Below are 18938 nucleotides of genomic sequence, written 5' to 3'. Positions count from 1 at the left end.
GAGGAGTGCCATGACCAGTGCCAACGGGCCGGCGATGACCCGGGACGAGTTCGACGCGCTCTTCCGGCAGCTGCGCCGCGCGCAGCTCCCCGGACCGGTCGAAGCGAGGCGACGGGTGGCGGCCGCCGGCCTCGTACGCACGGGTGAGGTCGTCGCCATGGGGCGGCCGTGGGACACCGTGCCGGGGCCCGACAACCACAGGCCGGCACTGCACCAGATGACCGAACTGGCGGACGTCACGGCCCCCGAGCCGACCGTGCACCGGGACTTCATCGCCTCCGACTACCACGGCAAGGCGCAGACGCACCTGGACGCGCTCTGCCACATCGCGTACGGCGGACTGCTCTTCGCGGGAGTGCGGGCGCGGGAGGTGTTCTCCTCGCAAGGTGCCGCCTACGGCGCGGTGACCGACCTGCTGCCCGGGCTGGTGGGGCGAGGAGTCCTGCTGGACGTGCCACGCCTGCGCGGCACGTCCTGGCTGGAGCCGGGAGAGGCGATCGGCGGCTCGGAGCTGCTGGTCTGCGCCGAGGAACAGGGCAGCCCGCTCCGCCCCCAGGACGTCCTCCTCGTCCGCACGGGCCACCTCGCCCGACGGCGGCGGCTGGGCGCGTGGGACCCGGACGACCTCAGCGCGGGACTGCATCCCGGCGCGATGCGCACGCTGGGTGAGTCACGGGCCTCGGCCCTGGGCAGCGACGGCGACAGCGACGTACGCCCGAGCCCCGTCGACGGCGTCCACTCGCCGGTCCACGTGCTGGCCATCACCGCCCTGGGCCTGTCTCTGATCGACAACCTGGACCTGGAACCGCTGGCCGAGGCGTGCGCGCGCACCTCACGATGGGAGTTCCTCCTCGTCGCCGCACCCCTGAACATCCCCGGCGGCACCGGCTCCCCGGTCAATCCGCTCGCGGTCCTCTGAGCGCTCCGGCGAGGATGCGGGTGATACCGGTGGTTGCAACCGCCCGGACAGACCTGCGCTCGCCGACCCCCAGGAGCACAGTGGGGATATGGAAGTCCGAGCACGCGCGGCCCGCCACCAGCAGCGCGGGCAACGGGGCTGGGCGCTGCTGCTGATCCCGCTCGCCCTCATCGCGGCGATCACCGTGGTCGATCTCCACTCCCCCACCAGCATCCACCTCGGTCCGCTCCTGGTGATCGCCCCCGCCCTCACCCCCTCGTTCGCCGGGCTGCGCCCGACCGCCCTCGTCGGAGCCCTGGCCGTCGCCGCCCAGGTCCTCATCGCCTTCCTCCACGGTGGCATCACCACCAGCAACCACATCGCGCAGATCGTCGCGCTGGCCGTCCTGTGCGTCCTGATCGTCATTTTCACCGGCGTCCGCGACCACCGGGCCAGACAGCTCGCCCGCGCCCAGTCGGTCGCCGAAGCCGCACAGCGCGCCCTGCTGCGCCCGCTGCCCGAACAGATCGGGCCGCTCCAGATCGCCACGATGTACCTCGCCGCCGAGAAGGAGACACAGATCGGCGGCGACCTCTACACCGCCACCCGCACCGCGGGCGGAACCCGCATGGTCATCGGAGACGTCCGGGGCAAGGGCCTGGCAGCCGTCGGCGAGTCGGCCCTGCTGGTCAGCGCCTTCCGCCTCATCGCCGCACAACACGACACCCTGACGGACCTGGCGTCCACGCTCGACCACAACGTGGGGCGCTACCTCACCGACTTCGCCCAGGAGAGCGGCGACATCGTCGAGCACTTCATCACCGCGATCCTGCTCGACCTGCCCGACGACGAGCCCGTCGCCCGCATGACCAACTGCGGACACCCTCCGCCCCTCCTGCTGCGCGACGGCCGCGCGCTGCCCGTCGAGTCCGTTCCGCCCGCTCCGCCCCTCGGCGTGAACGACCTCGGCGACGGCAGCTACCCGAGCGACGACTTCCCGTTCGAACGAGGCGACACGCTGCTGCTCTACACCGACGGGGTCACCGAGGCGCGCGACGACACCGGCGAGTTCTACCCGCTCGCCGATCGCGCCGCCCACTGGACCAAGTCCTCCCCCGAGGCACTCGTCAACCACATCCGCCGCGACCTCCTCGCCCACGTCGGCCACCGTCTCGACGACGACGCCGCCGTCATCGCCATCCGGCGCGCCGAACCCACCGCCGCCCACGCCTCCGGCCCCGCCGAGCCCGGACGAAACCCGCCCCCTCCGCGAGAGTGATCCGACGCCGAACCGAAAGGGCGGTGCCGGCCGCCCGTGCCACTCGATGGATGTCATGAGGCGGATACCGGTCCGCCGGGCTGCCGCCGGCAGCGCGTCCGTTACCGCCAACACATGCGCAGGTCCTTCAACCCGTTCTGGAAGTTGGAGACGAGTCGCTTCGGCGGTGCTCCCGGAGCGAGCTCCAGGCCAGGCAGCCCGGCAACGACACGACGGATCAGGGCCGCCATCTGGACCCTGGCGAGTCGCGCTCCTACGCAGAAGTGGGGGCCGAAGCCGAAGCTGACGTGATCGTTCGGCATCCGGGCGACGTCGAGGCGGTCCGCGTCATGAAAGACGGACTCGTCTCGGTTGGCGGAAGCGTGGTAGACGACCACCTTGTCGCCGGCGCGGATCGGCTGACCGGCGAGCACCACGTCCCGGGTGGCCGTGCGCCGGAACTCCAGCACCGGCGGCCAGAACCGGAGCATCTCCTCGACCGCCGGGGCGACCAGGTCCGGCCGTCGCGACAACCGGACGTACTGGTCGGGGTGGATGAGCAGGGAGTACAGACCGCCGGGCAGACCGTTACGCAGCGTCTCGTTACCGGCGACTCCGAACAGGAAGAACATCGTCTCGAACTCGTCAGCACTCAGTCCGGCTTCCCGCATCCGGGCGACGATGCTGCCCGGTGGTGGCTTTTCGGCGAGCGCGTGGGCGTAGGCGAACATGTCGGCGAGGGCGGCGCGAGAGCGCGGGTTGAGCGGGCGGCCGTCGCGGGTGGTGAGGGCGGCGGGCCGGTGGACGAGCGCGGTGCGGCCCATGTCGGTGAGCTGGGACGGGTCGGCGGTACCGGACCGGGCGTAGTCGGGATCCTGGTAGCCGATCACACGGTTCGACCAGTCGACCAGCAGCTGCCGGTCCTGCTCCGGCACGCCGAGGATTCGCGCCAGCGTCCACACGGGCAGGTCAGCGGCGATCGGCACGAAGTCGACCTCGCCCAAGGGCCGGATCGCCTGGACGAGTTCGGCCGCGCGCTCCTCGATGGCCGTGGTCAGCTCGTGCAGCGCACGCGGCGTGAACGCGGCCGCGACGGCCCGGCGCAGCCGGGAGTGGTCGGGCGGGTCCTGGTTGAGCATCATCGCCCGGGCGAACTCGAGATCGGCCCGGGTGTCGGGGTCGCGGATCTGGGTCGCGCCGAGGTACGAGGAGAAGTCCTCCGGGCTGCGCAGCACGTGCTTCACGTCCGCGTGCCGCAGCACCGCCCAGTACCCCGGGCCGGCCGGCCACTCCCCCACCACCGGCTCCTCCACCCAGCAGACCGGCGCCTGCGCCCGCAGCTCACGGAACAGCCCGTACGGCACGCCCTCCGAATACGTCCCGGGCAGGAAGATCCGGTTCACCCGCGCCTGGTCGATGCCCATGGCTGCCGACCGTACGCCGCAAGCCGGCGGCCCGCCAGGATGCGGGACGTCGCGGGTGCACCGATCGGTGCCCGGCATCCCGTAGGGTCGGCCAATGGCGAAGTACTTCGACGTTCACCCAGAGTCCCCCCAGCCGCGGACCATCAGCACCGTGGCCGACAGCGTCCGGTCCGGGGCCCTCATCGCGTACCCGACCGACTCCTGTTTCGCGCTCGGCTGCCGGCTGGACAACCACGAGGGCCTTGAGCGCATCCGCTCGATCCGGCGCCTCGGCGAGCGCCACCACTTCACCCTGATGTGCGAGGACTTCGCCCAGCTGGGGCAGTTCGTCCAGCTCGACAACTACGTCTTCCGGGCCGTCAAGGCGGCGACGCCGGGCAGTTACACCTTCATCCTCCCCGCCACCAAGGAGGTGCCGCGCCGGCTGCTGCACCCGAAGAAGAAGACGGTGGGCGTCAGGATCCCCGACCACGCCGTCACCCGGGCGCTGCTCGCCGAACTCGGCGAGCCGCTGGTCTCCAGCACCCTGATCCTCCCCGGCGAGGACGAGCCGATGACCCAGGGGTGGGAGATCAAGGAGCGGTTGGACCACGTGCTGGACGCCGTGGTGGACTCGGGCGAGTGCGGCACCGAACCGACCACGGTGATCGACTTCTCCGGCGGCGAGGCGGAGATCGTCCGGCGCGGGGCCGGTGATCCCTCGCGCTTCGAGTAGGGGTCCGCGCCGGGTTCAGCGGTGGCGGAGGTCCACCAAGGCCCCCGCCAGGCCGCCCAGGGAGACGGCCGGGATGACCGACGCGTCCCAGGGCCGACCTGCCGCTACTCCCGAGATCACCACCAGGGCGACGGTGGTCACCGCCGTCGCCCGTGCCGGGAGCGATCGCGGGAGCAGCTGTGAGGGCTTGCCGTTTCGCCGTCGTCGGGCCAGTTTGATGACGAGCAGGAGTACCGCGACCGTTAACAACGGCGGCACCATGGCGTGGGTCATGTCCTCAGGATGTCATGGACGGTGATGAGTTGTTCGAGTTGGGTGGGATCGTCGGTCCGGAACAGGGCCGTCTCTACGGCGAGTTGGAGCTCAGGACCACACAGCCGAGCGGTGAGGTCCTGATACGGGGCGCGCTGTTGCTCCCAGAAGGCGTTCGAGGGCTTGAGGCCCCCGGAGAGGGCGAGCTCGTGCAGCCGCTCCACGGCCGTCGGGGTCGCCAGGCGGCCCCATTCTGCTAGCCGGGCTCCGGTGCCGTTACGGGGCCTCCGGCCAGTCGCTCCAGCCGGCCCGGGCACGCTCGACGCCGACCGTGTACGTGATCGGGCCCTGGTCGGGGCCCCACCCTCGCGGCGGGAACAGATCCGCCCGCCGCCGGGTTGGGGCAGGACGACGAGCTTGTGCCACACCCGAACAGCGAGGGGCTTTCCCATGAAGATCGGCATCATCGGTGCGGGCAACATCGGCGGCAACCTGACGCGGCGTCTGACCGCCCTCGGGCACGAGGTCTCGGTGGCGAACTCGCGCGGTCCGGAGTCGCTGAAGGCCCTGGCGGAGGAGACGGGCGCCAAGGCGGTGACGGCCGCCGAGGCGGCGAAGGGCGCGCAGGTCGTGGTGGTGACGGTGCCGCTGAAGAACGTGCCGGACCTGCCCGCTGGGCTTCTTGACGGCGCCGCCGAGGGCGTGGCGGTGATCGACACCGGCAACTACTACCCCAAGGAGCGGGACGGGCGGATCGACGCGATCGAGGACGGCGGGCTGACGGAGAGCCGCTGGACCGAGCAGCACCTCGGCCACCCGGTGGTGAAGGTGTTCAACGGCACCTACGCGCAGGACCTGTTGGACCGGCCCCTCCCGGTGGGGGACCCGGAGCGGCTGGCCGTGCCGGTCGCGTCCGACGACGAGGCGGCTAAGCAGGTCGTGCGGGCGCTGGTCGACGAGTTGGGCTTCGACACCGTGGACGCGGGCGGCATCGACGACTCCTGGCGCCAGCAGCCGGCCACCCCGGTGTACGGGCTGCGCGCCGGGGTCGAGGCCGTGGAGCGGGCGCTCGCGGAGGCGTCCCCTGAGCGCCCGGCGGCCCACCGGGCCTGAGCCGGCGTAGCCGGCGCGCCCTCCGGCCGGTACGGCGGTGAGGGCGCGCGGCACGATGCACCCGGCCGCACGGGAGGCGACGGTGACTGCTGCGGTGACGGCCGCGGTGACGCGGTCCGCGGGCCGGTCACCGCACCGGCCGTGGCCTAGGGTCCCGCTCCGGAGCTGCCCCGCACCACCAGCTCGGTGAGCAGCTCCACACCCGTCGGCGGCGGGGTGGCTCCCCGCACCTGGTCGAGCAGCCGCCCGACCAGCGCGGCGGCGATCGCCCCCAGCGGCAGCCGCACCGAGGTCAGTGCCGGGTGCAGATGGCGGCAGAGCGGCGTGTCGTGGAAGCCGGTGACCACGACCCCGCCCGGCCCGACCGCCAGGCCCTCCGCCCGCACCGCCTCGTACACGTCCAGCGCCAGCAGGTCGCTGCCCGCCGCGACGGCCGTCGGCCGCTCCGGTCCGCGCAGCAACTCCCGGACGGCCGCCGCCTCCGGCCGGGCGGCGGTGACGGTGACGCTGCCGGCGGACAGTCCCAGCCGGCGTGCCTCGGCCAGGAAGCCCGCCCGGCGCGCCGCCATCCACGGCAAGTCCTCGGAGGCCCCGAGGTACCCGATCCGCCGGTGGCCGAGCGCCGCGAGGTGGCGCACCACGGCGGCCATCGCCGCGTCGTTGGCGATGTCCACCCAGTGTTGCGGCTGCGCCGGCCCGGTCCGGCCGAAGGTGACGAACGGGACGCCGAGCCGGGCGACGTGGTCGACCCGGGCGTCCGCGGCGAGCACGTCCGCCAGCACCAGCCCGTCCACCTGGCGGGCCGCCACCAGTTCGTCGATGGCGGCCGCCGGGTCCGCCGCGCCCCGGAGCGGGCGGAACAGCAGCACCCGCCAGCCCTGCTCCCCGGCCGCGTCGACCAGGGCCTCCAGGAAGCCGGCCATCAGCGGGTTGGGGTCGTAGGGGTCGTCCACCGGGGCGAGGTAGCCGATGGTGCGCCTGGCGCCGCTGCGCAGCGAACGGGCCGACTGGTCGGGCTGGTAGCCGAGTTCGCGGATCGTCGTGGTCACCCGCTCCAGCGTCTCCGGGCGGACCCGGTGCGGGGCGTTGAGCGCGTTGGACACGGTCTGCCGGGAGACTCCGGCCGCTCGGGCGACCTCCTCGATGGTGGTGGCGCCGCGCCGCGGCCGGCGTGCTCCCTGCATGCGGTCCTCCAGTCGTGGTGCTCGGTGGTGCCCGTCGAACGGTCAGCCGCGGGACAGGGTCAGCAGCCCGCCGCGCGGTACGGGGATCGGCGCGGCGAGGCCGAGCCGGACCTCGCCCCGGCGGACGATACGCCCCCGGGCGTCCCGCACGGTCGCCACCGCCGCCCCGCTGCCGCCGGTCAGCCGGACGTCCGGGTCGGCGTCGGCGTTGGCCACCAGCAGGGTCCGCCAGCCGTCGCCGGAGGCGTCCACCGGCAGGGCGGCGTAGCGGGCCACCGCGACGGTGTCCCCGCCCAGCGCCGTCACCAGCGGGTACCCGAGGTCGGGGCGGGACGGGCGGAGCTCGCCGAGCTGCAGGGTGTCCAGGTGCTCGCGGAAGACGCCGAGCCAGAAGGCGATCGCCTCGCGCTGGGCCGGGCTCTGCGCGGCGAGGTCGACGGAGACCTGCGGCACCGAGAACAGCACGTTGATCAGGTGGCAGGCGATCTGCTCCGGCGGCTCGGCCGGGTGCCACATCAGCATGTCGGAGTGGACCGGGACGGGCCCCGCGGCGAGCCGCAGGTCGACGGTCCGCTGCCGGTTCTCCTGCGGGCCGAGCGGGCAGTCGGTGGCGCGCACCATGGTGACGTACGGCCACAGGGCCGGGCTGACGTACGGCTGGCGGTACTCGACCATCGCCTCCGGGTTCGCCGCGGTGATCCGCCGACGGATGGCGGCGAGCAGCCGCTCCACGCCCTCGTCCACGCTCGCGCAGTCCGCCTCGGGGCCCGCTTCCGGGACCGGACCGCGGGAGAACCAGTCGACGAAGTCGACCTTGAGCCCGTCCATGCCCCACTCCTCGACGGCGCGGGCGAGCCGGTCGGTGAGGAAGTCGCGGACCTCGGGGTAGCGCGGGTCGGCCACGACCGCGCCCAGGTGGGCGGCGTCGGCGAGGGCGTGGCGGCCGAGCTTCCCGAAGGCGGCGCTGTCCTTTCCGATGAACGGCAGGGCGTACCAGAGCAGGTAGCGCACGCCGAGCCGGTGCACCCGCTCGACGTGCGCGGCGGTGTCGGGCAGCGACACCGGCTCCCAGTCGCCGCAGTGGGCGTAGCCGCGGGTGCGGTCGGCGGTCATCCAGCCGTCGTCCACGATGATCACGTCCAGGCCGAGCCCCTTGCCGAGTGCGGCCTGGGCCTCGACGCCCTCGGGCGTGACGTCCTGGTGCATCGAGTACCAGGTCGAGTAGGCGGGCCGGCGGGCGGCGCCGGGGATGTCGGCGGTGCGGCCGCTCCCCCACCAGGCGGCGAGGTCGGCCAGGCAGCGGGCGAAGTGCCGGCCCGAGGTGTCGATCCGGACGGTGAGCTCGCCTTCGGCCTGGGCCCAGAAGCGGAACTCGCCGGTCTCCTCGACCACTCCGGCCCCGGCCAGGACGTCGGGGCGCTCGGCGGCGAAGGCGCACAGCGCGACGTCCCCGGTGCCGACCAGCGCGGCGATCGGGGCCCCGGCCGCGAGGCCGGTGCGGCACGGCGCGCTCCAGGAGGCGGGCAGCCAGCCGGTGCCGCGCGGTTCGGGCGTCCAGAAGGCGGTGGCGTCCACGCAGGGCACCCGCCACTCGATCCGTACCGGCCCCGTGTCCTGCGCGGTCACCTCGACCACGCCGTCCGCGACCGCCCGGGCGGTGGCCGCTCCGCTCGCCCTGAGGTCCAACCCCTCGGCGTCCAACGGGCGCAGCGCCTCGACGGCGGCGGGGGCGTGCGGCTCCCAGATGTCGGTCATGGTGCTCAGCCTTTCGTGGCGCCGGCCAGCAGGCCGGAGATGAACTGCCGCTGGAGGACCAGGAAGAGGACCATCATCGGCAGGGTGGACAGGGCGGTGCCGGAAAGGATCGCGCCGTAGTCGGTGGTGGCCTTGTTGCCGTACAGGGTCGCGAGGGCGACTGGCAGGGTGTGCATGTCGGGGCTGCGCAGGGCGATCAGCGGCCAGACGAACTGGTTCCAGGAGCCCAGGAAGAGGAAGATCGAGAGCGCGGCCAGCACCGGCCGCATGACCGGGACGACGACGCTCCACAGCACTCGGAACTCGCCCGCGCCGTCGACCCGCGCGGCGTCCAGGAGTTCGTCCGGCAGGCTGGTCAGCGACTGGCGCATCAGGAAGACGGCGAAGGGCACGCACAGTCCGGGCAGGACGATCGCCTGGTAGGAGTCGAGCAGGCCGAAGTTCCTCATCATCTTGAACAGCGGCACCAGCATGACCTGTTCGGGCACGACGAGGGTGGAGAGCAGCAGCGCGAACAGCAGGGTCCGGCCGCGGAAGCGGAACTTGGCGAAGGCGTAGCCGGCCAGCAGGGCGACGACCAGCGCGCCGACGGTCTGGATGCCGGCCACCAGCAGGGAGTTGCCGATCACCCGGAGCAGGCCGATCCTCCGGTCGAGCCGGTGCAGGTTGTCGCCGAGACCCCCGCCGGGCAGCAGGTGCGGCGGCCAGTCGAAGATCTCGGTGTCCTTGCGGGTGGTGGAGACCAGCAGCCAGTAGAAGGGGGCGACGGAGAGGCCGGTGAGGCCGGCGAGGAGGAAGGTCAGCGGCCAGCCGCGGGGTTTCCTGCGGTTCATCCTTCCTTCTCTCCCATCAGGCGCATCTGGACCGCGCCGAGCACGGCCACCAGCAGGGTGAGGGCGTACGCGATGGCGGAGGCGTAGCCGAAGTCGAAGTAGCGGAAGCCGTTCTGGTACAGGTACATGGAGACGGTCAGGGTGGCGTTGTCCGGGCCTCCGCCGGTCAACACGTAGGGCTCGTCGAAGAGTTGGAGTGTGCCGATGGTCGACAGCACGACGGTGAACAGCAGCACCGGGCGCAGGGCGGGGACGGTGATCGCGGTGAAGCGGCGGACCGGACCGGCGCCGTCGACCATCGCGGCCTCGTACAGCTCCTTGGGGATGGACTGGAGGCCGGCCAGGTAGATGACGGCGTTGTAGCCGGTGTAGTGCCAGGTCAGCACCAGGACGACCGCCATCCGGGCCCAGAACGGCTGGCCGAGCCAGTCGACGGCGGGCAGGCCGACGGCCTCCAGCAGCCGGTTCACCGCGCCGTCGTCGGTCCTGAGCAGGAAGGCGAACATCACGCCGGTGGCGACCAGGCCGGTGACGGCCGGCATGAAGACGCCGAGCCGCCACACCGCGCGCCAGCGCACCACGGCCGAGTTGATGCCGACGGCCGTCAGCAGGGCGAGCGCCAGCATCAGCGGGACCTGGACGGCGAGGATCTCGGCGGTGTTGCGCAGGGCCGTCCAGAACAGCGGATCGTCCAGCAGGCGGCGGTAGTTGGCGAGCCCGGCGGCGCGGGTGGCGGTACCGGCGCCGGTGGTGAAGGAGAGCAGCAGGGAGTCGACGACCGGGTAGGCCTTGAACACGCCGAAGGTGATCAGGGCGGGGGCGAGCAGCAGGTACGGCACGGCGGCGCGGCGCAGGCGGGCGGTGCGGCGGGTCCGTGCGCTCTTCCTGGCGGGTGCCTCGGCGAGCGCCACGGGCGGTGCGGCGGCGGTCATGCGATCGTTCGTCCGGTCTGCTGGGCGAGTTGCCTGGCGGCGTCCTGGAGGACGGCGGCCGGGTCGCCGGACTTGAGGAAGACCTTCGTCTGGGCGTCGCCGGCGAGCTTGAGGGCGCGGGCGTAGTCGCCGGAGTAGTTGGTGGGGTCGCCGCCGTCGACGGCCAGGTCCGCGAAGGTCTTCAGGACGGGCTGGCCGCCGAAGTACGGGTGGGGCGCGGCGTACGTCGGGTCGGCGTAGGCCGCGGTGAGCGCGGGGAAGACACCGCCGGCGGCGAACATGGCGTTGACCGAGGCCGGCCGGGTGAGCGCGTACTCGACGAACTTCCACGCGGCACGGCGGCGCGGGCTGGAGGCCGCGACGGCCAGGTGGGTGGAGTTCACCAGGGCCGTGCGCCTGCCGCCGGGGGTCACGGCCGGGGGCTTGGCGAGGCGCCAGTTGCCGCTCTGGTCGGGGAACTTGGCCTCCAGGTAGTGCGCGGCCCAGGCGGGCATCGGGGCGACGGCGAGCTTGCCCGCCTTCATCAGGGTCGCCCAGCCCTGGTCGCCGGGGGCGTCGGCGACCAGCCCGGCCGCGTCCAGGCGCTTGACGGTGGCGAGGGCGCGGACGTCCGGCTCGGACCCGAGGGTGACCTTCCCCTGGAGGTCGAAGTAGAACGCGCCCTGGAGCTGCATCAGGGACTGCAGGAAGTCGAGGTCGGGGTCGGGGTTGGCGGCCTTGTTGATGCCGATGAGGGAGATGCCCGGGTTGGCGGCCTTGAAGCGGTCGGCGACGGCGATCAGGTCGTCCCAGGTGGCAAGGGTGGTCGGGTCGATGCCCGCCTTGTCGAAGCAGTCCTGGCGGTAGAAGAAGCCGAGTGGGTTGACCTCCCAGGGCAGCGCGTAGACGTGGCCGTCCTTGCCGGTGACGACCGGCCACAGTCCCTTGGCGAACGCGTCCCTGTGGGTGTCCGCGCCGAACGCGGAGAGGTCGGCCAGGCCGCCGGGGAACTTGTCCAGGTAGCCGGGCAGGTAGTCGCAGCCGATGTGCAGCACGTCGCCGAGCCCCTGCCCGCCGGCCGCGAGCCCGACGGTGATCTTGTCCCAGATGGCCGGGTTGCCGATGTCCTGGACGTCGACCTTGATGCCGGGATTGTCCTTCTCGAACGCCGGGACGACCGCGCGCAGCGCGGCGGCGGCCGTGGCCCAGGACCAGACCGTGACGGTCCCGGTCTCGGCGTCCCCACCCGAGCCTCCGCCCGGATCAGAGCCGCCACCACAGGCCGCGAGGGCACCGCCGGCGGCCAGGGCGAGCAGACCGGCCCCGGAGGCGCGGATCAGGCCGCGACGAGAAAGGTGTGACATTGCATTCCTCCTGAGGGGATGGCGCCGGACGGAAGGAAAAGGGGGAGTGCGCTCGAGGCGTTCGCCGGTTTGAACGTTCAAACCCACAAAAAGAACCACAACCCAACAGGTTCGCACGAGCGGACACAGCAAACGCCCGCCCTCCCCACTCCGTCAACCCCTGCGCTCCCGAGGGCGGGCTCCGCAACCGTTCCGTTATGACCGAACAGCGGGCCCGGCCGCGGACCGGGACGCTCACCTGCCGTTCCTCGCCGCCTCCCACCCGGGCTGGGCATTCGACGGATGGCGCTCTTCCCGGGGGTAGGTCAGAGGTCGTTCTGAATTCCGACGAGCCCATTGAGGCCGGGCTGTCCCCACGCCTACACTCGCCCGGCCGTGACCTTGTGTCCCGGAGCCCCCTCGCGTACCCGGCGTCGCACGATCCGGCCCGGGTACCGGCCGTTGTCCCCCAACCCACCCTCGTGGAGGACCAGTTGAAGGCTCCCAGCATGCGCCGAATACTCCTGGCAGGGGTGAGCAGCCTGGCCCTCGCGGCCTCCGGCGCGCTCGCCGTGCCGACGGTCACCAGTGCGGAGGCCGCCGTCGGCTACCCGACGGTGCACCCCGCGGTGGCCGACTACACCCAGGTGTCGGCCGGCACCACTCCCCCCACCCCCGCCCAGTGCGCGTCGGCGGGCCGCCGCTGCTTCAGCCCGCAGGGCATCCGGGCCGCCTACAATCTGGGCCCGCTCTACGCCGGCGGCTTCGACGGCCGCGGCCAGACGATCGCGATCCTCGACTCGTACGGCAGCGACACCATGGCGCACGACCTGCACGTCTTCGACCAGGCCTTCGGCGTCACCGCGATGTGCGGCGAGGAGGCCGTGACCTGCCAGCCGGGCATGCCGACCTTCAGCGAGTTGCACGTCCAGGGCGCGCCGGGCACCACCGCGCCGCCGTCCACCAGCCAGGGCACCGGCCAGGAGAGCAAGGCCGCCTGGGCGCTGGAGGTCGCGCTCGACGTCGAGACCGCGCACGCGATGGCCCCCGGGGCCAACATCCTGCTGGTCAGCACCCCCACCGCCGAGACGCTCGGCGTCCAGGGCCTGCCCACCCTGATGAACGCCGAGCAGTACGTGGTCGACCACCACCTGGCGAACGTCATCTCGCAGTCCTTCGCCTCCGCCGAGGGCGCGTTCGCCGGCAGCCAGTCGATCGAGCCGCTGCGGCACGCCTTCAAGTCGGCGGCCCTGAACGGCGTCACGGTGCTCGGCTCCACCGGCGACGACGGCACGACCGGCTCCGTGAAGACCCCGGTGAAGTCGGGCGGCTCGACCCTCCCGTACCCGTCCGTGGAATGGCCGGCCTCCGACCCGCTGGTGACCGCCGTGGGCGGCACGTTCCTGTGCACCGACCCCGGCGCGACCGGCGGCCGGACCGTGGACAGCACCGACAACCCGGCCGCCTGCCGGACCAACGCCGGTGCGGCCGAGGTGGGTTGGAGCGGTTCGGGCGGCGGGTTCAGCCAGGTCTTCGACAGGCCCGCCTACCAGTCGGCGCTGCCCGCCGGCTCCACCGCGATCGGCACCAAGCGCGCCACGCCGGACGTCGCCCTCCAGGCCGCCCCCGGCACGGGCGCGCTGGTCTACCTGTCGCTGCCGCCGGACGGCAGCTCCGGTCTCAAGTGCGGTGGCACGCCGTGCAGCACGGGCTGGTACGACATCGGCGGAACCTCGCTGTCCTGTCCGCAGTGGGCCGGCCTGGTCTCGATCGCGGACCAGATCAACGGCGGCGGCCTCGGCCAGATCAACCCGGCCCTGTACAAGCTGGCCGCCGACCCGGCCGCGTACGCGGCCGACTTCAACGACGTGACCCTCGGCAACAACACCACCGACCCCACGGTGCCCGGCTACTCCGCCACCACCGGCTGGGACCCGGTCACCGGCCTCGGCACGCCCGACGCGGCGAAGCTGCTGCCCGACCTGGTCAGCGCCGCCCACGCGGGCTGAGCCCGGACTCCTGAGGACGTCGCCCCGTCGAGCCGCTCGCCGACTCGGCGGGGCGACGCCCCGCGCGCGACGGTGGCGGGGCGGCGCATGCCACGCTGCCCGGCGTGAACGCCCGCACCGGCTGACCGGCGCTGCGCGAGAAGTCGGCCCGGCCGACTTCTCGCCCGACCGTCGGCGGACCGGCGGGCCGGCCCGTGGACAGCGCCCGCGGGAGGGTGCCAGGCCGTCGGCTCAGCGGCCGACCTCCCGCAGGCGGAAGTCCTCGACCGTCTCCCTCCGGATCAGCAGGCGGGCGCGGCCGTTGCGGACCGCCGCCACGGCCGGGCGGCCCACCAGGTTGTAGCCGGACGCCATGGACAGCTGGTACGCCCCGGCCGCGGGCACCGCGAGCAGGTCTCCCGGGCGCACGTCCGCAGGCAGCGCCGCGTCCCGCACCAGCACGTCCCCCGCCTCGCAGTGGCGGCCGACCACGTCCACCCGCGCCGCGCCCGCGTCGGACCTGCGGCCCACCAGTCGCACGCTGTACTCCGATCCGTACAGAGCCGGGCGCGGGTTGTCGCTCATCCCGCCGTCCACGGCCACGAAGGTGCGGCCGTCCGCCGCGTGCTTCACCGACAGCACCCGGTAGACCGCGACGGCCGCCGGTCCGGCGATCGCGCGGCCGGGTTCGACGATCAGGTGCGGCACTTCGAGCCCGGCCTCCGCGCAGCGCACGGCCAGCCGGTCGGTCACCCGGACCGCGAACTCGGCGAGGTCGAACTCCGCGTCGCCCGGCAGGTACGTGATCCCGTGCCCGCCGCCGAGATCCAGCTCCGGCAGCTCCACCCCGTGCCGCTCCCGCACCTCGGCGAGCAGCCGCACCAACGCGTCCACCGCCCGCAGGTACGGCTCCACCTCGGTGATCTGCGACCCCAGGTGGCAGTGCAGCCCCGCCAGTTCCAGCCCCGGCTGGTCGAGCACCCGGGCGATCGCGTCCGCGGCGTCGCCGCCCTCGACCGGGAAACCGAACTTCTGCCCGCCGCCGCCGGTCCGCACCGCCGCGTGGTGCCCCGCCGCGATCCCGGGAACCACCCTCACCAGCACCTTCTGCGGAGTGTCCGCAGCCACCAGCGCCGCCAGCCGGGCGATCTCCGCCGGGCCGTTGATCACGATCCGCCCGACCCGCAGCCGCCGCGCCAGCCGCAGGTCCTCCGGCGACTTGGCGTTGCCGTGCAGCAGGATCCGCTGCGCCGGGAAACCCGCCGAGACGGCCAGCCACAGTTCGCCGGACGAGCAGACGTCCAGCCCCAGCCCCTCCTCCCCCACCCAGTCGGCCATCGCGCTGCACAGGAAGGCCTTGGCCGCGTACAGCACCTCGGCGTGCGGCAGCGCCCGCCGGTAGGCCCGCGCGCGGCTGCGCACCTCGCCCTCGTCCAGCACGTACAGCGGCGTGCCGAACCGCTCGGCCGCCTCGGCCAGCCCCACCCCGCCGACCAGCAGGTCGGCTCCCGGGCCGGGCCGCGCCGAGGCCGGCCAGGGGTCGCCGAGCGCGTCGGCGGGGGCGGAGGGAACAGCAGGGACGGCGAGCTGGGTCATGGTGGCACTCCTCCGGGTCAGTCTTCGAACCGCATCGCGATGCGGCAGTGCGTCGGGCGGCTGCGGTCGTGGCCGCTGTCCGGCTCCGGGGCCCGTACGGCAGGTTCCGGGGCCCGTACGGCAGGTTCCGGCTGCTCGGCCGGACGATCGACGAGCCGGACCGTCCGGCGTGGCGGAGGTTCGACGGCGAGGGCGGTGTCGTTCACTGCGAATGTCCCCTTCGGACGGTGGGCCGCTCGGCCCGGACACCTCCAGTGGAAACCCTCCGCACACCGACCGCACCCGCCCTTGACGCGGGCCGTACGCCCCGACGACCGTCCTTGACGCCCTCCTGACACGGCCTCGGAAGGGCCGTTCCCCGGCATCAGGGCGATCGACCCGCTGACCGGCTTCACGCCGAAGCCGGGTTGCCCCGGGTGGACCGGGGGCTGTCAGCAGGGCGTCAAGAAGCGTGTGACCGGCGTCATGGTGGTGTCAGCGCCGGTCCGGACGACGTGGTTCCGGGATTCACTGGAGGCATCCGGAGCAAGGAGCACCCGACCAGCAGAACTCGACCGGTGCGGGCCACCGGAGAGACGGAGGACAACGGCCATGACCGGGACCACCACCGCGAACACGACCGGGACCACCAGCGGAACCATCCGGGTGGTCGTCGGCCTGAGCGGATCACTGAGCAGTCTGGCCGCCCTCTACCACTCCGTCGGCGAGGCGGCCCGGCACGCGGCCGTGCTGGTGCCCGTCGCCGCCTGGGCGGCGGGCGACAAGGACGGTCCACACCCGCCGTCCGAGCTGGAGCACGCCGCCCGGCGGCGCCTGGACGTCGCGTTCGAGCAGGCCTACGGCGGCTATCCGTCCGGCCTGGTCATCCGCCCGATGGTGGTGAACGCCGAGCCGGGGCCCGCCCTGGTCGCCGCCGTCACCGGCCCGGACGACCTGCTCGTCCTCGGTGCCGCCACCCGGCGCCGCTTCGACCGGTTGCGCGGCCCGTCGGTGGCCCGGTACTGCCGCCACCGCGCGGGCTGCCGGGTGGTCGAGGTCTCCCCGTCGGCGCTGCTGACCCGGCTGGAGCTGCCCGCCCGTACGGGGGCGCCGCTGCCGCTGCTCGCCCGGTAGGCGGAGGTCGCGGACAGGGGTCACGACGGGTCCGGCAGGTGCGCGCTGAGCCAGCCGAGCGAGGGCGGGACCAGCCGGTCCCAGGTCGTGAAGTTGTGGCCGCCGGTGTCCACCGTCGCCTGGGCCACCACCAGCGGCGGCCGGGCCTTCGCCGCGAAGGCGGTGGAGTCGGCGTACGTGCTGCCGTCCTGTCTGCTGTCGGCGAGCAGCACGGTGAGCGCGGGCATCGGCAGGTGGGCGAGGCGCCAGTCGAGGTCGGCCTCGTTCCGGCGCTGCCGGCTGCCGCCGAAGAGGTCGCCGGTGGTCACGTCCTCCGCCGCCTTGAAGTAGCCGGAGAGCGAGACCGCGACCGGGAAGGTGCCCGGGTGCACCATGCCGAGCTTGACGGCGCAGTAGCCGCCGGTGGAGTCGCCCATCACGCCGAGGCTGCCCGGTCCGCCGAGCACCCGGTAGGTGGCGCGCAGGTCGGCGGGCACGTCGGTGGTGAAGTAGCTCTGCGCCTGCGGGCCGTGCGGGACGTCCTCGCACTCACTGTCCCGGGGCATGCCGGGCGAGGGCCGCACCAGGACCAGGACGGTCGGTTTCATCGCGCCCTTGCCCAGCAGCTCGAGTTCGGTGGCCGGGTAGCGCAGCTTGGTGACCAGGTTGGTGGCGTCCCCGGGGAAGCCGGTCATCACCAGGACGGCGGGGAAGTGCATGCCCTCGTCGCCGGGCTGGAAGTACTGCGGCGGCAGGTAGACGTATCCGTCGGTGCTCAGGCCGGTGGTGCCTCCGGGCAGCCGGACCCTGTCGAGCCGGCCGATCAGGGCCGGGTCCCGGCCGGCCGCCCCGACGCCGGTGATCTTGGCCGTGCCGAGCACCTGCACCCTGGCCGCTCCGCCGCCCGGGGCGGTTCCCGGGCTCCCGCCGGTCCCCGGAGCCGCGCCACTCCCCGGAGTCCCGCCGGTGCCCTGGACGACCCCGGCGCCGTGCTCGTGCCCGAGCAGGTCCGACCAACTGCTGTAGAAGACGAAGTAGTCGTTGACGGCGAGCCCGAGCACGACGAGCAGCGACAGCTGGGTGACGGCGATGGTGCCGAGCCGCAGGAACACCGCCGGCCAGCTGCGGACGGCGAGCCTCGGCCAGACCCAGAGCACGCCGAGCACCGTGAACACCGCCAGCAGCGCCGCCAGCGCCAGCAGCTTGTGACTGGTGAGTCCCATCGGTCCCGGCCTCCCCTACCACTGTGGACCACCGGCCGGGGAGTCCGCTCGCCCCGCTCACGGCAGCCGGGGCCTCTCTCCCCGGTGTCGGGGTCGACGGCGATCCGGAACCACTGGGAGTTGAAGGCCACCGAGCGCGGCGAGCCGCCCCAGTGCCCGGCGGCGGAGAGTTCCATCCCGCGGTCGCGCGCGGCCTCGTACAGCTCCTTGAACGGGACGGTGCGCCCCTCGCACTCCACCGTCTCCGCTCCGAGCCGGACCAGGGCGCGCGTGCTGCGGGCGTGGTCGGCGGCGAAGGGGGCCAGCCGCTCGGCCAGCGCGTCGGCGACCCGCTGTCCGACGAAGCGGACGACGTCGTCCAGCACCCGGGTGTCGTCCGGGTCCTCGGTGGGGTGCTCGTGCCGGGCGGAGGAGTAGAACCGCTCGGGCGCGTCGCGGTGGGTGAGCACGGCGTGCACGCCGGGGACGCGCAGGGCGGCCGTGGTGTCGATGGCGAGGATCCGGGCGTGCGGGTGCGGGGAGCGCAGCACATTCGCACCCGCTCGGCGCTGGTTGATCCTCCAGGGGGTGCCGCGGAACCGACCGCTCCGCGGGCGAACTTCGACAAGGGTGTCGAAGTTGACATGGCCGGGCTATGCTGTCGACAGGTCCGAAGGTGGAATTTGGCCCCCGTTAACAGAACTCCCGCACTTGGTTGAGTCTTTGACGGTCCGTCAACCCGGTGCAAGAGCCTTCACCGTCCGGCCCGTCCCAGCGTGCCCCTGTCCGCCCGCCGCCGTTGTACGGAAGGTGAGTCGCCGCGCCCGCTCCCACCCCCCGGCACCCCCGCCGAGGAAGAGGTTTCCCATGACGACGTCCCGACTCCTCCCGCGCCCCCGCCATGCGGCGGTCCTGCTCGCCGCCCTCGGCCTGCTCGTCCTGGGGGAGGTCGCCCTCGGCCTGGCCGAGGAGGAGGACCGCCCGGTCATCGGCGGCGCCCTGATCGGCGTCTCCTGTTCCGGCCTGCTGGTCGTCGCCGCGGTCCTGTTCAGCCGCTGGCTCGACGCCCGCCGCCCGCTCCCGCTCCCCCCGCAGGGCCCCAATGGGCGGGAGTACAGCGCCCGCGCGCTGGAGGGCTTTCCGATGGAGGCCGTCCGCCCCTTGCTGCTCGCCGAACACGCGCCGCAGCTGGGCCAGTTGTACTCGGCCTGGATGCTCGCCAGGACGGGCCGCCCGGCCCCGTGGATCGCCCGCCGGCTGGACCTGCCGCTCGACGCCGTCCATCTGCTGGTCGACGCCGCCCGCTCGAACGCGGACACCCCGTAGCCGGTGCGACGGCGCCGGACGGCTGCGGCCCCGGGAACGGCGCGCCGG

17 protein-coding genes and 1 pseudogene are annotated in these 18938 nt (G+C 73.4%); 7 read left to right on the top strand and 11 right to left on the bottom strand.

What is annotated here, in order from left to right; all coding sequences use genetic code 11:
* Positions 1 to 10 precede the first annotated feature (10 nt).
* Positions 11 to 919, top strand: coding sequence for a cyclase family protein (locus ACH4J0_RS12910; protein WP_396239247.1), 909 nt, complete (start codon positions 11 to 13; stop codon positions 917 to 919).
* A gap of 88 nt (positions 920 to 1007) precedes the next feature.
* Complete coding sequence (locus ACH4J0_RS12905; protein WP_396239245.1) at positions 1008 to 2177, top strand: PP2C family protein-serine/threonine phosphatase; 1170 nt, start codon at positions 1008 to 1010, stop codon at positions 2175 to 2177.
* A gap of 101 nt (positions 2178 to 2278) precedes the next feature.
* Here the strand turns inward: ACH4J0_RS12905 and ACH4J0_RS12900 are convergent, their stop codons facing one another.
* Positions 2279 to 3580 carry a cytochrome P450 gene (locus ACH4J0_RS12900; protein ID WP_396239242.1) on the bottom strand — a complete coding sequence of 434 codons (1302 nt, stop codon included), beginning with the start codon at positions 3578 to 3580 and terminating at the stop codon, positions 2279 to 2281.
* 94 nt (positions 3581 to 3674) lie between these two features.
* Between ACH4J0_RS12900 and ACH4J0_RS12895 the strand changes: the two genes are divergently transcribed.
* Entirely contained in the window at positions 3675 to 4295 is a 621-nt protein-coding gene (locus ACH4J0_RS12895) for an L-threonylcarbamoyladenylate synthase (RefSeq protein WP_396239239.1), read from the top strand.
* Positions 4296 to 4310: 15 nt separating this feature from the next.
* On the opposite strand, the gene ACH4J0_RS12890 is transcribed toward ACH4J0_RS12895, so the two are convergent.
* Together ACH4J0_RS12890 and ACH4J0_RS12885 are read right to left on the bottom strand one after the other, a co-directional pair.
* Positions 4311 to 4568, bottom strand: a complete 258-nt coding sequence (locus ACH4J0_RS12890; RefSeq protein ID WP_396239237.1) for a hypothetical protein — start codon at positions 4566 to 4568, stop codon at positions 4311 to 4313.
* Positions 4565 to 4771: a hypothetical protein gene (locus tag ACH4J0_RS12885; protein WP_396239235.1), complete on the bottom strand. Its 207-nt coding sequence runs from the start codon at positions 4769 to 4771 to the stop codon at positions 4565 to 4567. Before ACH4J0_RS12885 ends, ACH4J0_RS12890 begins: the two co-directional genes overlap by 4 nt.
* Before the next feature lie 226 nt (positions 4772 to 4997).
* On the opposite strand from ACH4J0_RS12885, the gene ACH4J0_RS12880 reads away from it, so the two are divergent.
* Entirely contained in the window at positions 4998 to 5660 is a 663-nt protein-coding gene (locus ACH4J0_RS12880; protein ID WP_396239233.1) for an NADPH-dependent F420 reductase, read from the top strand.
* Positions 5661 to 5806: 146 nt separating this feature from the next.
* Here the strand turns inward: ACH4J0_RS12880 and ACH4J0_RS12875 are convergent, their stop codons facing one another.
* The 5 genes from ACH4J0_RS12875 to ACH4J0_RS12855 are packed head-to-tail and all read right to left on the bottom strand — an operon-like array spanning position 5807 to position 11707.
* The gene (locus tag ACH4J0_RS12875; RefSeq protein WP_396239231.1) at positions 5807 to 6844 is read right to left on the bottom strand and encodes a LacI family DNA-binding transcriptional regulator; all 1038 of its coding nucleotides are present in this window, start codon (positions 6842 to 6844) and stop codon (positions 5807 to 5809) included.
* Between the two features lie 42 nt (positions 6845 to 6886).
* Positions 6887 to 8599, bottom strand: coding sequence for a glycoside hydrolase family 36 protein (locus tag ACH4J0_RS12870; RefSeq protein WP_396239229.1), 1713 nt, complete (start codon positions 8597 to 8599; stop codon positions 6887 to 6889).
* A gap of 5 nt (positions 8600 to 8604) precedes the next feature.
* Complete coding sequence (locus tag ACH4J0_RS12865; RefSeq protein ID WP_396239227.1) at positions 8605 to 9432, bottom strand: carbohydrate ABC transporter permease; 828 nt, start codon at positions 9430 to 9432, stop codon at positions 8605 to 8607.
* Entirely contained in the window at positions 9429 to 10364 is a 936-nt protein-coding gene (locus tag ACH4J0_RS12860; protein WP_396239225.1) for a carbohydrate ABC transporter permease, read from the bottom strand. The genes ACH4J0_RS12865 and ACH4J0_RS12860 overlap by 4 nt, the downstream gene beginning before the upstream one ends.
* Positions 10361 to 11707, bottom strand: a complete 1347-nt coding sequence (locus ACH4J0_RS12855) for an ABC transporter substrate-binding protein (RefSeq protein WP_396239223.1) — start codon at positions 11705 to 11707, stop codon at positions 10361 to 10363. Before ACH4J0_RS12855 ends, ACH4J0_RS12860 begins: the two co-directional genes overlap by 4 nt.
* A 488-nt stretch (positions 11708 to 12195) precedes the next feature.
* Between ACH4J0_RS12855 and ACH4J0_RS12850 the strand changes: the two genes are divergently transcribed.
* The gene (locus tag ACH4J0_RS12850; protein ID WP_396239221.1) at positions 12196 to 13695 is read left to right on the top strand and encodes a protease; all 1500 of its coding nucleotides are present in this window, start codon (positions 12196 to 12198) and stop codon (positions 13693 to 13695) included.
* A 231-nt stretch (positions 13696 to 13926) separates the two neighbouring features.
* Here ACH4J0_RS12850 and lysA read toward each other — a convergent pair whose 3' ends face one another.
* Positions 13927 to 15270: a diaminopimelate decarboxylase gene (gene lysA, locus ACH4J0_RS12845; protein ID WP_396239219.1), complete on the bottom strand. Its 1344-nt coding sequence runs from the start codon at positions 15268 to 15270 to the stop codon at positions 13927 to 13929.
* Between the two features lie 591 nt (positions 15271 to 15861).
* On the opposite strand from lysA, the gene ACH4J0_RS12840 reads away from it, so the two are divergent.
* Entirely contained in the window at positions 15862 to 16383 is a 522-nt protein-coding gene (locus ACH4J0_RS12840) for a universal stress protein (RefSeq protein ID WP_396239217.1), read from the top strand.
* Positions 16384 to 16403: 20 nt separating this feature from the next.
* Here the strand turns inward: ACH4J0_RS12840 and ACH4J0_RS12835 are convergent, their stop codons facing one another.
* Together ACH4J0_RS12835 and ACH4J0_RS12830 are read right to left on the bottom strand one after the other, a co-directional pair.
* Complete coding sequence (locus ACH4J0_RS12835) at positions 16404 to 17585, bottom strand: alpha/beta hydrolase (protein ID WP_396239215.1); 1182 nt, start codon at positions 17583 to 17585, stop codon at positions 16404 to 16406.
* A 308-nt stretch (positions 17586 to 17893) separates the two neighbouring features.
* Positions 17894 to 18115 (bottom strand): annotated as a pseudogene (locus ACH4J0_RS12830) (hypoxanthine oxidase); the annotation flags it as partial.
* Between the two features lie 316 nt (positions 18116 to 18431).
* Here ACH4J0_RS12830 and ACH4J0_RS12825 point away from each other — a divergent pair.
* A complete protein-coding gene (locus ACH4J0_RS12825; protein WP_396239213.1) occupies positions 18432 to 18890 on the top strand; it encodes a hypothetical protein in 459 nt (152 codons plus the stop codon).
* Positions 18891 to 18938: the final 48 nt, after the last annotated feature.

This window comes from Kitasatospora sp. NPDC017646 (genome assembly GCF_044329365.1).
Classification (GTDB): domain Bacteria; phylum Actinomycetota; class Actinomycetes; order Streptomycetales; family Streptomycetaceae; genus Kitasatospora.
This window is presented reverse-complemented; position numbering and strand designations above follow the sequence as displayed.